14 protein-coding genes and 1 riboswitch are annotated in these 15186 nt (G+C 58.0%); of the genes, 4 read left to right on the top strand and 10 right to left on the bottom strand.

Going from position 1 to position 15186, the window contains the following annotated elements:
* The 3 genes from JYB85_RS08535 to JYB85_RS08525 all read left to right on the top strand — a co-directional run bounded on the left by JYB85_RS08535 (position 1) and on the right by JYB85_RS08525 (position 3639).
* Complete coding sequence (locus JYB85_RS08535) at positions 1 to 957, top strand: alpha-L-glutamate ligase-like protein (RefSeq protein WP_207381846.1); 957 nt, start codon at positions 1 to 3, stop codon at positions 955 to 957.
* The gene (locus tag JYB85_RS08530) at positions 920 to 2596 is read left to right on the top strand and encodes a M3 family metallopeptidase (RefSeq protein WP_207381845.1); all 1677 of its coding nucleotides are present in this window, start codon (positions 920 to 922) and stop codon (positions 2594 to 2596) included. The genes JYB85_RS08535 and JYB85_RS08530 overlap by 38 nt, the downstream gene beginning before the upstream one ends.
* 104 nt (positions 2597 to 2700) lie before the next feature.
* The gene (locus tag JYB85_RS08525) at positions 2701 to 3639 is read left to right on the top strand and encodes a LysR family transcriptional regulator (protein ID WP_207381844.1); all 939 of its coding nucleotides are present in this window, start codon (positions 2701 to 2703) and stop codon (positions 3637 to 3639) included.
* Between the two features lie 14 nt (positions 3640 to 3653).
* On the opposite strand, the gene JYB85_RS08520 is transcribed toward JYB85_RS08525, so the two are convergent.
* The 9 genes from JYB85_RS08520 to JYB85_RS08480 all read right to left on the bottom strand — a co-directional run bounded on the left by JYB85_RS08520 (position 3654) and on the right by JYB85_RS08480 (position 13419).
* On the bottom strand, positions 3654 to 4970 hold the full coding sequence (locus JYB85_RS08520; RefSeq protein WP_207381843.1) for a putative metalloprotease CJM1_0395 family protein: 1317 nt from the start codon (positions 4968 to 4970) through the stop codon (positions 3654 to 3656).
* A gap of 5 nt (positions 4971 to 4975) precedes the next feature.
* A complete protein-coding gene (locus JYB85_RS08515; protein WP_207322935.1) occupies positions 4976 to 5227 on the bottom strand; it encodes a chemotaxis protein in 252 nt (83 codons plus the stop codon).
* A gap of 101 nt (positions 5228 to 5328) precedes the next feature.
* On the bottom strand, positions 5329 to 6408 hold the full coding sequence (thiH, locus tag JYB85_RS08510; protein ID WP_407695880.1) for a 2-iminoacetate synthase ThiH: 1080 nt from the start codon (positions 6406 to 6408) through the stop codon (positions 5329 to 5331).
* Between the two features lie 122 nt (positions 6409 to 6530).
* Complete coding sequence (locus tag JYB85_RS08505) at positions 6531 to 7298, bottom strand: thiazole synthase (protein ID WP_207381841.1); 768 nt, start codon at positions 7296 to 7298, stop codon at positions 6531 to 6533.
* A gap of 1 nt (position 7299) precedes the next feature.
* Positions 7300 to 7503, bottom strand: coding sequence for a sulfur carrier protein ThiS (thiS, locus tag JYB85_RS08500; protein WP_207381840.1), 204 nt, complete (start codon positions 7501 to 7503; stop codon positions 7300 to 7302).
* Entirely contained in the window at positions 7484 to 8296 is an 813-nt protein-coding gene (locus tag JYB85_RS08495) for a HesA/MoeB/ThiF family protein (RefSeq protein ID WP_207381839.1), read from the bottom strand. The genes thiS and JYB85_RS08495 overlap by 20 nt, the downstream gene beginning before the upstream one ends.
* Positions 8283 to 9884 (bottom strand): bifunctional hydroxymethylpyrimidine kinase/phosphomethylpyrimidine kinase, encoded by a 1602-nt coding sequence (locus JYB85_RS08490; RefSeq protein WP_207381838.1) that lies wholly within the window; start codon positions 9882 to 9884, stop codon positions 8283 to 8285. Before JYB85_RS08490 ends, JYB85_RS08495 begins: the two co-directional genes overlap by 14 nt.
* A gap of 1 nt (position 9885) precedes the next feature.
* On the bottom strand, positions 9886 to 11886 hold the full coding sequence (gene thiC, locus JYB85_RS08485; RefSeq protein WP_207381837.1) for a phosphomethylpyrimidine synthase ThiC: 2001 nt from the start codon (positions 11884 to 11886) through the stop codon (positions 9886 to 9888).
* Between the two features lie 124 nt (positions 11887 to 12010).
* Positions 12011 to 12109: riboswitch (TPP riboswitch) on the bottom strand.
* 152 nt (positions 12110 to 12261) lie between these two features.
* The gene (locus tag JYB85_RS08480) at positions 12262 to 13419 is read right to left on the bottom strand and encodes a hypothetical protein (protein WP_207381836.1); all 1158 of its coding nucleotides are present in this window, start codon (positions 13417 to 13419) and stop codon (positions 12262 to 12264) included.
* A gap of 563 nt (positions 13420 to 13982) precedes the next feature.
* On the opposite strand from JYB85_RS08480, the gene trhA reads away from it, so the two are divergent.
* On the top strand, positions 13983 to 14642 hold the full coding sequence (trhA, locus tag JYB85_RS08475) for a PAQR family membrane homeostasis protein TrhA (RefSeq protein WP_207381835.1): 660 nt from the start codon (positions 13983 to 13985) through the stop codon (positions 14640 to 14642).
* A 17-nt stretch (positions 14643 to 14659) separates the two neighbouring features.
* Here the strand turns inward: trhA and JYB85_RS08470 are convergent, their stop codons facing one another.
* Complete coding sequence (locus tag JYB85_RS08470) at positions 14660 to 15154, bottom strand: DTW domain-containing protein (protein ID WP_207381834.1); 495 nt, start codon at positions 15152 to 15154, stop codon at positions 14660 to 14662.
* Between the last annotated feature and the right edge of the window lie 32 nt (positions 15155 to 15186).

Raw genomic sequence — 15186 nt, 5'->3', positions numbered from 1 at the left:
ATGAACTTTGCCTGGCCCTGGGAACTGCGCCGCGCCGGTGTGCTGAACATGAACAAGCGCAATATCGACTATATAGGGCGCTATAACCCCCGTAAGTTTTACAAGCGGGTGGACGACAAACTCATGACCAAGCAATTGGCACTGGCCAACGATATGGCCGTGCCGGCACTGATTGGCGTGGTACGTGAGCAGCACGAAATCAGCGAAATACCGGAAATGGTCGATGGCCTTGGGAGCTTTGTTATCAAACCCGCCAAGGGCTCGGGTGGCAAGGGCATACTGGTGATCACCAAGGTGGAACAGGGGCGCTATTTCAAACCCAGCGGCGCCGAGATCACCCCGTCCGACATCGACAGACATGTCTCCAATATTCTCAGCGGTCTGTTTTCCCTCGGTGGCAAGCCGGACGTGGCTTTGGTGGAAGGGCTTATCGAGTTTGATCCCGTGTTCGAAGGCTACAGCTATGAAGGCGTACCGGACATACGTCTGATCGTTTTCAAGGGCTTCCCCGTGATGGGCATGTTGCGCCTGTCGACCGCCGCCTCTGATGGCAAGGCCAACCTGCACCAGGGCGCCGTCGGTGTCGGTCTGGATATCGCCACCGGCAAGGGACTGCGGGCGGTGCAATTCAACAAGCCCATAGAACGCCATCCGGACACGGATCATATACTGACCGACATTCAGGTGCCCCACTGGGACGTGTTGTTGCAAACGGCCGCCAGTGCCTATGAAATGTGCGAACTGGGCTATTTGGGTACCGATATGGTGCTGGATTCCCGCCGCGGTCCCCTGCTGCTCGAGCTCAATGCCCGTCCCGGGCTGTCGATTCAAATCGCCAATGGTCAGGGCATATTGCCGCGCCTGAAACACATAGAATCCCTCGGCAATTGCCGCATGTCAGTGGAAGACAGGGTCCGTTATGCGAAACAGCATTTCAGCACTGCTGCTCGGCCTTAGTCTGCCGCTGGCCCAAGCTGGGGCCAATGACTCAGCGCCGGGGTTGGATCCCGTCGCCCTGCTGAGCCAGCAATGTTTAACCATCAGTTTGTCACTGCCGGAGCTTAAGGACCAGGACAGTGAACAACTGGCAGCCACCTGGGAGCGCACCACCCTGGGTATGCACAACGTGCTGGATCAGGTGGAGTTTTACCGGCAACAACCTTTGGCCGCCGAAGGCCATCAGGCACTGCTTGGCTGTCAGCTGCATCTTGCCGATGAATTTGCAAAACTGACCGGCACTGCAGCCTTTTCTCAATTGCTCAACGCGCTCGGCGATACTAGCCCGTCCTCCGCTCTGGCCAGACGCTTGCAGGGCGTTGCGCCACTGGCGCCCATGCCAGAGGACGACAAGGTCCGCTTGCACCTGGCCGAGGCCGGATTCCGGCAAGCGCTGGCCCGTCAGGATTACCAGCTGGAAATTAGCGATCAGGCATGTCAGCTCCCCGAGACCAACGGCGAAATCTCTCCCTCCATAGACAAGCGTATGGCGAGGTACCTGCTGAAGCAGACCGATGAACAATGCCGCTATCAGGCCTGGTCTGCTTATCAGGAAAGGCACAATACCCTGGCCGCCATGGCGCTTACCGAAATCAGGGCATTGCGACAGCGGGAGGCCCGGCGTCTGGGCTATTCTGACTACGCCAGCCTGAGTTTGGCACGCAGCTATTTGAAACAGCCCGCTGTCGCCATGGCATTTCTTACCGGTCTTGGGGACAAGCCTCAGCCCGCTCCCTGGAATATCGCCAGAGATCTTGCCGCCAGTCAGTCCACCAAGGCCGAGCCCGTGCCCCTGGAACGTGAACTGGACAGCATAGGCAAAGTGCTTGGCAAGCTTGGGATCCGCACCGAGTGGCTGCAGGGAAATGTTATCCGCTTTTGGCATGGCCCGCGGCTGTTGGGGGATCTCGTTTGGCGGGAGGGAAATGCAATCCGCTTCTCGCCGCTGCGCATACCGGTTGTGGGTCACCAGTTTGCCCAGGGACAGCTGACGGCTCCGGCAGGCGTCGCGGGTTACAGCAAGAAAGCGGCCTTGATAAGGGCCATTGCCGAGTGCCTGGAATTGTTCGCCGCCGGAGGCAAACATTACCTGCTCAATCGCGGTGGTGAAGAGAGCGATCTTGCCCGCTTGCCAAGTGCCTGGTTAACAAACTGGTTGCTCCGGGAACTGGGGGATGAGCCGGACGAGCGGGTTCAGCTGGCCACCAATTACCAGCGCGCACTCCATCGTTTCCGCGCCATTGAGGCCCTGTTGTTTTATGGCAGCGACGGCAGCAATGACCGCTACCTGGCCCCACTGCTGAATCCCTTTGATAGCCGCCAACCGCTGCCGGCGGCGTTCGCTCACCAGTTTACCGGCCTTATCAGCGAAGGCCCGGCTTACTATGACAGGCTGCTGACCGACAGTTTGGCCACTTACCTGCTTAAATACAGTTTGCTGTCCCCCGAAGCCACCTTTGCGGAACTGGCCGTCAATGAACAACAGCGGACATTGCCTGAGCGTCTGTCGACCCTGCTGGGTGGGGACGTTTCCCCCATGGCGCTGGTGAGCAGATTAATAGCCGGAACAGATAAGCAAGCAGTTACGGTGGCAAGGTAAAGAAATAGCTCCCATTAAATCCATTGCCTTGACGAAAGAATCACGCCAGAATCTGGCCAGTTCTTTGCAAAAAATCGAATGAAGTTGCACACAAGGCACATGCTATGTCACGAGCAAAATCCACTCTGGAGCAATGGCGTATTCTGCAGGCGGTCGTCGATCACGGGGGCTATGCCCAGGCCGCCGAGGCACTCAACAAGAGCCAATCCTCCCTTAACCATGCGGTCGCCAAACTGCAGCACCAGCTTGGTATCGAACTTCTGGAAGTGCGCGGCCGCAAGGCCCATCTGACGCCACAGGGGGAAGTGTTGCTCAGGCGCTCCCGCCATTTGACCCAGATGGTGGGTGAGCTGGAACAGCTGGCGGGAAATCTTGAGCAGGGCTGGGAACCCAGCCTGACCGTAGGCCGGGAACTCATTTACCCAATGGAACACCTGGTCTGTGCCCTCGCCCGTTTTCTGCCCCTTTGCCGCGGCACCCGGGTGACAGTGCTGGATTCGGTGATCACCGGCACCCACGAACTTATCCTGGAGAACAAGGTCGACATCGCCATATGCGGTGGTCAGCCGCCAAAGGGCTATCTGGCCGAGCCACTTTGCGAAGTGGAGATGATACTGCTGTGCTCTCCGCAGCACCCGCTGGCATCTTTGCCTGCTCCACTGGATGACAAGGAGCTGGCCCGCCACCTGCAATTGGTTATCAAGGATACGGCGCTCAAGAGCCCCAAGGAGCTTGGTTGGCTGAAGGCCGAACAGCGCTGGACCCTGTCGAACTTTCACGAAGCCTTGGCCATCCTTAAACGGGGCATGGGGTTCTGTTGGTTGCCGCTACATTTGGTGGAACAGGAATTGGAAATGGGCGAATTGGTGCGATTGCAATTACAGGGCAGCAGCGCCAGACGGGTTCCCTTGTCACTGGTGATCCCCAATCGCGACCGCCAGGGACCGGCTGCCAGACTGTTGGAGCAATTGATCCTTGAGCGGCATGGCAAGGGGCTGGAAACGGTTGAGACCGAACAGACAAGGGATGAAGTCAATGATTAAGCGGTGCATGCTAATCAGACGCTAACGCCCAATCCCTGTCTTGAAGGCACCCGTTCATCCAGGCCGAAGGCCCGGCCAAAGAGATCTTCATCCCGTACCAAAGTGCCAAGTTCACCCTGCAGTGGCTGCGCCGGGTTACCCTGGCCCATTTGCTGGGTATTGCGATAGGCCAAAATCGCTTTGGGCGGGCTGAGATTGATACTGCTGTTCGCGGCCGATGTTACTGCGGCATTATCGGAACTGCGCTCCTCAAACAAAGGGCCCCTTTCGTTGGCCACTTTGGCCATAATGGTATCGATGAGTTCCGAGGCAGGATTGGTGTCCCGTGCAGATGATACCAGTTCACCTTCGGCATCCACGCTGCGACCACCGAGACTCGGCTTGACGGGTTCCAATTCCGGCTGTTCTTCAATGTCGCTCTTGGCATCATACAGCAATTTTAATTGCTCCGGTGCCGGCGCGGCTTCGAGCCTTGCATCCCTGAGTTCACGCTTGGCAACTTCAATATTACGCAGCGCCTCAGCGGCCACCTGCAGATCCGCCGCAGAGGGATTGACCGGCGCCATGGCGGCGGCATACACCTGCTGCATCTTGTTGATGGTGGCCTGGGGATTACCGTTCACCGGGGCTATGTCAATCGACACTTCGCCATCCACGGCATAGCGTTTGCCGTCGGGCCCCTTCTCAAAGGTCAGATTGGGGCTGCGGGCATATTGGCCCCCCACGGAGGCATGGGCCTGCTCGTGTGTGCGGACTTCGGCATCCCTGGCCTCAAGCTGCTCAATTTCCTGCTGCTCTCGCGCAAGCTTGGCTTGCTCCTTCGCCGCCGCAGCGGACTCTACAGGATCGGCTTCGGCTTCATCGGCAAAAACAGCGGCCGTTTCGTCTTCCGACTCTGATGTCTGGGCCGGCGTTGAACGCTGAAACGGATCGACAACCGCCCTTTCCGCAGGTTCTGCACCATCACCGCTACCCTGCCCCCCAAAAACGGGGGCAAAAGGCTTAACAGCGTTTCCGTTGTCGGCAACGCTGTTATCTGTATCCCCTTCTTTGGCTGCCTGGCGGCTGAGAATAGCCGCTGCCGATTGGGGACCAAAATTCATGCTGTATTGATTGGTTTGCGGTTTTCCGAATGTCTCCCGAGTGACGGTTTTTTCGGAAACGGTTGTTGTGGGTGCTGCGGTTGGCGCAGGCTTGCTTATGTGCTTGGGAATGACCGCAGGGGTGTTTGATTGGGTAGCTGCAGCTCCACCTTGCCGCACGGTTGTCGACGGCAAGGGGGTTGCGGCGAATGACGCCGAGCCAGGAATGTTCAGCGCCAATGGTTCCATGGGAATTACACGCTGATATCGATTATGGTTCCCAGGGTCTCATCGGCCCTGTCAATCACTTCAGCGGAAGCTTCAGCCTGAGTGACGGCCTGGGTGGCCTGGATCAGCGCCTCTGTCTTGTCCACCGGTGGCGATTGCAACGCCGCCTGTTCGGCAGGTACTTCGGGCCTGGCCACATCGACTGTGGCTTGGGCCAGACTGTTTTGGGCACTGTTAAAACCGTTAATGCCGGAAGCGATCGCGGATGGGATCTGCATACAGCACCTCCTCGCAGAGTCTGGGTGGTTCGGAAAAAAGTCTGGGTTAATTATTAACCAGAACCGCCATCAAGACCAGCAAAATAAGCGCACCTGTGGGTTTATCCCGCTATCCAACTTCTTTCCCAATCTTTGAATACCGGATTAAGTCCCCTGAGCTGCAACTCTGCCACCACCTGATCCACGGTCCGTTCATCACTTATCTCAAACTGATCGAGCTGTGATTGGGGCGCAGCATAGCCCCCCGGCGAGGTGGCGCTGCCGGCGCTGACCTGGGTCACCCCCAGGGAAAACAAGTTGTCCCTGAGCTCAGGGCTTTCCCGGGTCGACAGGCTGATATCCAGTGACTCACTGAACAGGCGAAAGGCACAGATAAGTTGCACCAGGCCGCGATCGCTCAGCTCCACCTTGGGCGGCACGCCGCCGACACAGGGCCTGAGTCTCGGCAGGGAAATACTGTAACGGCTGCGCCAATGGTGCCGCTCCAGATAGTGCAGATGATGGCCCATCACCAGCGCATCCAGGCGCCAATCATCGAGGCCCAGCAAAACACCCAGGCCAATCTTATCGACCCCGGCCCGGGCCAGTCTGTCCGGAGTGTCCAGGCGCCAGTTAAAGTCCGACTTGCGACCGCGGGTGTGGTGGGCGGCATAGGTGCGGCGCTGATAGGTTTCCTGGTAGACCATCACGGCATCAAGCCCCAGGGATACCAACTCGCGGTATTCGCCCTCCGCCAGCGGTTGCACCTCCATGGCAAGGTGTGAGAACTGCTGCTTGACCGCGGGCAAAATTCGGCGGAAATAGTCCATGCCGACCTTGGTCTCATGCTCACCGGACACCAGCAGCACAGAGTCAAAGCCCCAGCCCTTGATAATGGCCATCTCCCGCGCCAGCTCATCATCATTGAGGGTCTTGCGTTTGATCCTGTTGCCCATGGTAAAGCCGCAGTAGTCGCACTCGTTGGCACAGAGGTTTGACAAATACAGCGGCAAATACAGACCGATGTTGGCGCCAAAGCGTTTGCGGGTGGCGGCAACACTCAGCTGTGCCATGGTTTCCAGATAGGGCACGGCGGCCGGTGACAGCAGCGCCATCAGGCTCTCAAGCCGCTCTGGCTGCCTGAGCGCCCGCTCCACATCGGCCGCCGTGGCCGAATAGATCCCAAGCTTGAGTCTATCCATGTCAAGGGCGGCAAACTCAGTAGCAAATCCTGCTACCTCGGCCCCACACTCATTCGATGGGACATTCAATCGGACTTTGCCGATCTGCGTCTCAGGGACCACTATCCCTCTGGCGAGTTGCATCATTCGACTCCCAGAAATGCGGTCAGGGGGCTGGTGTGACTGGCCTGAACGCCCCTGGCGCCTAGACCCGCCAAATAGGCCTCGCGGCCACACTCCACCGCCCGTGCAAAGGCCGCCGCCATACGCACTGGATCGGCGCTGGAGGCAATGGCGGTATTGACCAGCACGGCGTCGGCGCCAAGCTCCATCGCCTCACAGGCCTGGGACGGCGAACCTATGCCGGCATCCACCACCACAGGAATGTTGGCCTGCTCTATGATGATCTTTAAAAACGCCCTGCTCTCCAGCCCCTGATTGGAGCCTATGGGGCTCGCCAGCGGCATGACGGCGGCGCAGCCTATCTCCTCCAGGCGTCGGCACAGCACAGGATCGGCGTGGACATAGGGCAAGACCGCAAAGCCCTGGGACACCAGCTCCCTGGCCGCCTCGAAAGTTTCCATGGGATCGGGCATCAGGTATCGGGGATCCGGGTGGATCTCCAATTTCAGCCAGTGAGTACCCAGCAGTTCCCGCGCCAGGTTCGCCGCGAGTATCGCTTCCCTGGCGTTGCGGGCACCTGAGGTATTGGGCAGCAATTTTACGCCCCGTTCCAGCAGCGGCTGTAATATGTCATCGCGGCCCTGGCTGAGATCGATGCGCTTGAGCGCCAAGGTCACCAACTCGGTGCCACTGGCGGCTATGGCCTGTTGCATCAGCGCCGAAGAGGCAAATTTGCCGGTACCGCTGAATAATCTTGATGAAAATTGCTGATTGGCAATGGTCAGCATCTCAACCTCCCGCCACGGCGGCAAAACAATCAAGGCGGTCGGCCTCGGCAAGATGCAGGTGCGTCCAGCGATGCCTTGGCACCACAGTACCGTTCAGCACCAGAGCCACCTGCTGGGGCCGGATTGCTTGTTGCTCTAGAAAGGCATTCAGGCTAAGTCCCGCAGGCAACTGCAGCGACTCGCCGTTAAACTGAATGGTCAACATGGTTCTTTCTCCCTTGGGGGATAACTTGTGAGTCTGGGGTTTTAGAAGTACCAAGCCTCAAGGCGCAAATGGGACACAGGGGATCCGGCTCCAGCCTGGCCTCATGCCAACTGAGGCTTAGGCCATTGAAACGCAGCAGACGCCCGCTATTGCAATCCAACCCCAGCAACAATTTCAGCGCCAGCAGCGCCTGCATCGAAGCCATCACGGCCACGGCGGGCCCAAGCACGCCTTGGGCGGCGCAATTGCCGGCGCTTTGGGTATCTTCCGGATACAGACACTGGTAACAGGGCCCTTCACCGGGTGTAACAAGGAGCAGTTGGCCTTCAAAGCCGCTGATGGCGGCGCTGATAAGGGGCAGATTCAAACGCTGGCAACTTGCGTTAACCCTGTGGCGAGTCGCAAAGTTGTCGCTGCAATCGAGCACCAAATCCTTACCCGAAAGTGCTGAATCGACGTTTTCCGCAGTGATGGCACCGGCGGCGCTGAGCGTGCCCCCCGGGTACCGGCGAGCGAGCCTGGCGGCCAGCACCTGCGCTTTCCCTTGACCCAGATCCCTGTCGTCATAGGCCAACTGCCTCGGCAGGTTGGACAGCTCAACCGTATCGCCATCAAACAGGCTGATGTGACCGACGCCGGCGGCCGCCAATTGCTGGGCCACAGAGCAGCCCAAACCGCCACAGCCCACTATGGCGATGCGACTTTGCCCCAGACGTACTTGCCCAGCCTCGCCGCATTCGGGCAACAATATCTGCCGCGAATAGCGGATAAAATCCCGGTCAGAAAGTCCCATGGCCGTCCTCCCAGATCGCGGTCAGCTCTGCAAGGGCTTCATCCGGTGCACCGTGGGCACAGATGGCCCGCACCACGGCGGCGCTGTTGACGCCGGTGGCGCGGATATCCCCCAGATTATGCTTGTCTATTCCGCCAATGGCCACGGTCGGCAGCCTTGGCGCAAAGGTGGCCACATAACGCCTCAGGCGTTCAAGGCCCTGGGGTTTGGAGGGCATGGTCTTGGTGGGGGTCGGAAAAATATGCCCGAGGGCCAGGTAGCTCGGCTGATTAGCCAATGCCAGCAGGGCCTCGAAATAACCGTGACTGGAGAGGCCAAGGGCCAACCCCGCCTCGGCAAGCCTGCCCAAGGGTGCCCCGGCCAAATCTTCCTGGCCCAAATGGACCCCAAAGGCGCCATGGGCCAGGGCGAGCTGCCAGTGATCGTTGATAAAGAGTTGCGCACCGTATTCTCGTCCCAACTCAATGGCACGAATAACGGCCCGCTCCGGCTCTGACCCCGGAGTGGCAGTTTGTTTTAGCCTGAACTGAATTGTTTTCACCCCCGCCTTCAGCAGTACTTTTAGCTGCTCAATATCGGCCACCACGGGATAGATCCCAAGATTGGCCTCAAGCGTGGCAAAGGGCACTTCGTTTGCCGCTTGCCCTTTTTGGGCTCCATCGATTGCCAAAGGCGAAATGGCCGGGAAATCTTCCAAGGACTCTGGCCAACCCGGACGACCCAAGGGCCCGGGGCCTGCGCCTGATCTGTAACCCAGCGCCAATGCGTGGTTGATATAGGCCTTGGCCAGCACCAGGGCATCGGGCACCACATAGCCCTGGGCCAAAAAGGCCGCAGCCGCGCTCGCCAGGGTGCAGCCGCTGCCGTGATTGTTATCGGTCTGTACCCTTGGGCTGGTGAGCTTGAAGCCCATGTTGCTGTGCAGCGGCGAGCAGTCATTGAGCTCGCCCAGCAACATCAGATCTTCGGCCTCGGTGGCCAGCCGCCCATGACGGGGAAAATCGCCACCCTTGGCAAACAGGCTGCCCCGGATCCTTGCCTTGAGCGCTGTGGCCGCCTGATGCCAATCGGCCTCATTTTGAAGTTTTTCCTTGCCCGTCATCTGCGCCAGTTCGGCCACATTGGGGGTGATGATGGTGGCAAGCTCGAACAAGGGATTGAAATCGAGCCGGCCGCGGCCCTGCTGCAGCGAGTCGCCGCAGCTGGCCACCATCACAGGGTCGAGCACCATGGCTACCTGGGGCACATGGGTAGTCAACCAATCCGCCAGCAAGTTGAGCTGGGCCTGATTTGCCAACAGACCAATCTTGATGGCCGCGGGCGGCATGTCGGCAAACAAGGTATTCAGCTGGGCCAGCAGCATGGCATCTGATACCGGCTCCACCAGGGTCACGGCCACCGAACTTTGGGCGGTCAGCGCCGTGATTATTGTGCAGCAGTGGCAACCCAGGGCATTGATGGTCGCCAGATCCGCCTGAATACCGGCGCCACCGCCGCTGTCTGAACCGGCAATGGTCCAAACTATCGGTTTCTTAAAGGCCTCGGGAATGGCTTTCGGAATGGATTTGGCTTTGGGATTGGCCTCCATGCTATTCCCCTGAAACGGGCTCAAGCACCCCATCCACATGATGCTCGCTGTACAGGGCTCCGCCGGCATCGCGGAAGGCATCGGACATTTTCGCCATGCCGTCCCGGGCAATACTGTGCTGCACAGCTATGGCTTGCACTTCGATGGCCTGGGCTGTGTCATTTGCTCCTGCAGCCTTGGCCGCTTCCAAGCCGGCGGCGTAGTCACGCACGTCCTGGGTGATCTTCATCGAACAGAACTTGGGACCGCACATGGAGCAGAAATGGGCCACCTTGGCCGACTCCTGGGGCAGTGACTCATCGTGATAGGCCCGGGCCGTGTCGGGATCAAGCCCCAGGTTGTACTGATCTTCCCAGCGGAACTCAAAACGGGCCTTCGACAGGGCATTGTCCCGCAACTGGGCGCTTGGATGGCCCTTGGCCACGTCAGCGGCGTGGGCGGCAATCTTATAGGCGATTAGGCCCTGCTTGACGTCTTCTTTGTTCGGCAAGCCGAGATGTTCCTTCGGCGTCACGTAGCAAAGCATGGCGCAACCGTACCAGGCTATCATCGCCGCCCCTATGCCGGAGGTGAAATGATCGTAGCCCGGCGCTATGTCTGTGGTCTGGGGACCCAGGGTATAAAACGGCGCTTCGGCGCAGTGCTCCAGCTGCTTGTCCATGTTCTCCTTGATGAGCTGCATGGGAATATGGCCGGGACCTTCGATGATGGTCTGCACATCATATTCCCAGGCGATTTTCACCAGTTCCCCCAGGGTTTCCAGCTCGGCAAACTGGGCCTCGTCGTTGGCATCGGCGATTGAACCGGGACGCATGCCGTCCCCCAGGGACAGGGAGACGTCGTAGGCGGCGCATAGCTCACAGATGTCGCGGAAATGGGTGTAGAGGAAGTTCTCCTTGTGGTGACTCAGGCACCACTTGGCCATGATGGAGCCACCGCGGGACACTATGCCTGTCACCCGCTTGGCGGTCATGGGCACGTAACGCAGCAGCACACCGGCGTGAATGGTAAAGTAATCCACCCCCTGCTCCGCCTGCTCAATCAGGGTGTCGCGGAACACTTCCCAGCTGAGATCCTCGGCTATGCCGTTTACCTTCTCCAGCGCCTGGTAGATGGGCACTGTGCCTATGGGCACGGGCGAGTTGCGCACTATCCATTCGCGGGTCTCGTGGATGTAGCGACCGGTGGACAAGTCCATCACAGTATCTGCGCCCCAGCGGGTGGCCCATACCAGTTTTTCCACCTCTTCCTCGATGGATGAGGTCACCGCAGAGTTGCCTATGTTGGCATTGACCTTCACCAGGAAATTACGGCCGATGATCATCGGCTCTGCCTCGGGGTGATTAATATTGGCGGGGATGATGGCGCGGCCGCGGGCCACCTCGTCTCGGACAAACTCGGCCGTAATGGGCTGCCCCACCAGGGCACCGAAGGCTTCACCGGGTTTGCGTCGCGTGAGCTGTTCATCCCACCCATCGCCGCTTGTGTCAGCGGCCCGGGCCAGGTTTTCCCGAATGGCTATGTATTCCATTTCCGGGGTGATGATCCCCGCCCTGGCATAATGCATCTGGGTCACCCTCTTGCCGGCCTTGGCGCGGCGGGGTTTGGGCAGCGCATCAAAGCGCAGATGATCCAGCCCTTCATCGGCAAGGCGTTGCTGGGTGAATTGGGAGCTGACACCTTCAAGGACCTCGGTATCATCCCGTTCCAGGATCCAGGGGCTGCGCAGTGCAGCCAATCCCTGGCGGACATTGATCTTGGCGGCCGGATCGCTGTAGGCGCCGGCACAGTCATAAACCCGGATTGCCGGGTTGGGCTCCAAACGAATACTGCCATCTGCGGCGGCAATGCGGGTATCAGTCTGGTGGATCTGCCGCATACCGACCCGGATATCGGCACGGGAGCCCTGCAGGTAGATTTTTTCTGAATTGGGATGGGCCAGCGGCTTGAGGTTTTCAATAAAAGCCTGGGCGGCGGCACGGGTTTCACGACGGTTTGACATAAGCAAGCTCACTCTTTTGAAAGATGAATTTGCTTGTCGGGGAATAGAGAGAAGTTGAGTCAGCGTCGGGAAAAATCCACGGCCATTGCGCCCGTTGGCTTTATCCCAATGATCCCCCATTGCAGGGGGATCCCAGCTTGTTTCCTTCGCAGGTCTTAACCCGATCAGGTTCAACGGATCCCGAATTAACGGTCTCAGCCCTAAGGCACTCCGACAAGTGGCCGCAGTATAACCATGGGCGCAATTAAAACACAAGAGCGTTTATGCGCAGCCAAAAAACACAAATAAATCTAATTTTTAGAGTCTTTATCATATTGTAATTTATAACAATAAATAAATCATGCAATGCAATATGAATGTTGCAATCTAATTATTTCATCTATTTATTTTCCGCCCCATGCGCTCCAGATGGCGATTGATGCCTTCCTTGATGGCCTGTTTTACCTTGTCGCCACCACAGTTAAAGGGGAAGCCGGGGTTTTCCGCATGGGGATTCAGCGGCGTTGGCACCTTCACTATCCGATAGCAGGTATCCCCTTTCTTGATGATGCGATTGGGATCGAGTCTGTGATCTAGGGTACTGGGTTTATAAATATCATCGGCATTGGGCACCTCCAGCACCTCCATGTCCGGCAACATCTCGGACATACCGCCGGGGATAGTCTTGCGGTCTGCATACTCCTGCCCCAGTGTCTCCAGCGCCTGGGCATTTTTGTCGGCAATGAAGCGACTGGCGGAGGTGGAAAAGTCCAGCTTTGGCTGGGCATCCACGGGCGTTCGGGCAAATTGATTCTGCGCTGCCGCTTGCCCGGCTTGCTTTTCCTGCTCCACTTCCGGCAATGGCTCCTGCACCTGTTCCTCTACCTCAGCCACTATTTGGGCTGCCTTTTTAGTCTCCAGCGTTGGCTTGGGATCTGGCTTGGGCTCAGTCTCAACCTCAGGCTTGGCTTCGGCTTGAATGGGTTCAACTTGTGCTTCGTTCGGCAATGGTGCCGAAGGTTCAGGCGGCAATTCAGCAATGACTGGCGCAGGCGGCGCAACATACAAATAGGATTTCAGGGCCGCGGGCTTTGGCTGTTGCTTTGACAGGGATTGGGGTATTTGCCAGTTGAATGTGGACAGCAGAGCCACAATGCCAAGGTGCAGCAGCAGCGCCAGGACGGCAAAGGCCAGCAACTGGCCTTTGCCAAAAATCTTTACCGCCGGCTTTGTCTCCCCTGGCCCTTGCGCTTTTGCCTCATGCGGCAAGTCGGGCAAGGCGTGCTCTGGATGTAAAGGCACTGGATGTAAAGGCACCGGATGTAAGGGCTCTGGCTCATCGCCCCCAATAGCCATGGGCAGTAAAGTGACATTCACGCCCGCGGGATTGAGGATTTGCCCATTAACAGGCTCAGGTTCGCTTGCAAAGGCGATATGCCGGTTTGAACCGGGCGATAGCCGGTCCGCTGGCAGATGCTCGGGCAGCAGGACGGTGTCAGCCTCAATTTCTGCCTCTATGTCGTCCTTGATTAATCCAAACACGCTTGTCCGCATAATAACGTCTTTCCCGAATTTCCCCAGGCCACAGCGCTGAGCCACACATTCATAGGCCGTGCTTTGAACTGCGTGCGTTGACAGCCAATGGCTTTAAAGCCAATTGCTTTAAACGCATTGCACTGAAGGCCAACTGTCAGCAGGAGCTGTGAGGCTATTCGGGGTTCCTTGTCCTTTTTCCTTGAGTCTGGTGTTCGAGTCAACTTGAGCAGAAAAGTTCAGCCCCACAGTCTGGTAACTTTTTTACCCACAAAATCAGCCTGTTTGGGAAGCGAATGGGAAACCATAGCGCAGCCGCCCTGCAGCCAGGCCTACAGCCCGAATAGAAATCGCATGACACTCGGCCGAGTTATCAACCAATGGCAAAACCAGCCATTTGCCTCAGACAAGACACCATCCAAATTTAAGCGTACACTTGTAAGCTTAATTCTTGCCCCGCGGCGCCACAGGTGTTAGATTCATTGCTCTATTTTTACCGTGTGGCTTTTTTACTGTGTAACTTTGCTGCCAGGCTTGTTAGCCCAAAGGCATCGCCAGCCCATAGACATTCCATAAGGATCATCATGACACCAACCAAGGCCCAGGCCGCCTATTCACCCAGGGAAGAGTTTGCCAACAGCCTGAGCCATGGCCTTGGGGTACTGGCCGCTCTTGCGGCCACGGCGCTGATGCTGCTGCGGGGCTCGTCCGTGCTCAGCACTGCCCAATTGCTGGGTGTGTTCATCTATGGTCTGAGCATGGTGCTGCTGTTTGCCTGTTCCACCGCTTATCACTCGGTTAAAGATCCTGAGCGTAAACAGAAACTTAAATTGTTGGATCACTGCGCCATCTATCTGCTTATCGCCGGCACCTACACCCCGCTGATGATGATAAGCCTGGCCAAGGCCAACGCCGACTGGGTGTTGCTGGCCATCTGGTTGCTGGCCCTGGGGGGGATAGGATTCAAGGTGCTGTTTCTGCACAGATTCAAGGCCATCAGTCTGCTGCTGTACCTGGCGATGGGCTGGCTGTGCATGACTGTGCTGGATGAGCTGATTGCCGGGCTTTCCCCGCTGGGATTCCAGCTGTTGCTCAGTGGCGGCTTATTTTACAGCCTGGGGGTCATCTTCTATGCGGTTAAACGCATTCCCTTCAATCACGCCATCTGGCACCTGTTTGTGCTGCTGGGGGCCCTGAGCCACTTCCTGTGCATCTATCTGACGGTGCTGCCCACCGCCGTCTGACCGCCCTGCTTTACGCTTTACTGGCTCTTTACTGGCTCTTTACTGAACTGGCCCTGCATCTTTAACTGCCACAGTTCGAACTGTTCCATCAAGGTCAGGGCTTGCTGCTGCCGACCACTGGCCTGCCACAGGGCGGCGATGCACTCGGCGGTACAGAGGCCATCTTCCCTTTGATTGCGCCTCAGCCTGAATCTTGACGGCGGCAGCTGGCTTAAGCTGACCCGTGGCAACACCCGCAGCCAGGGGCTTTGGCGCAGCATCTTGTGGGCCTCCTGCCAGGTGCCATCGAGAATGATCACCTGATCCGTCTCCGCCAGTTCATCGGCTGCAATTCTGGGTTCATCCGCATCGGCCGGATACAGCAGATAGGTGCCTGACGTTGGCAACACCAAGGGCTGACGCCGCTGCCACAGCAGGCGGCGACACAACTGCGGAAACAACTGCAGCGCCAGTTGGCCACTGTTGTCGCTGCGCCCCAGCTCCCGCTCATGGGTCAGCAAGAGTATCTCCATTTGCTCCTCTTTGGCTCCGCTATTGAAAGGGC

Source organism: Shewanella sedimentimangrovi, from assembly GCF_017354965.1.
In the GTDB taxonomy this organism is placed as follows: Bacteria; Pseudomonadota; Gammaproteobacteria; order Enterobacterales; family Shewanellaceae; genus Shewanella; species Shewanella cyperi.
This window is presented reverse-complemented; position numbering and strand designations above follow the sequence as displayed.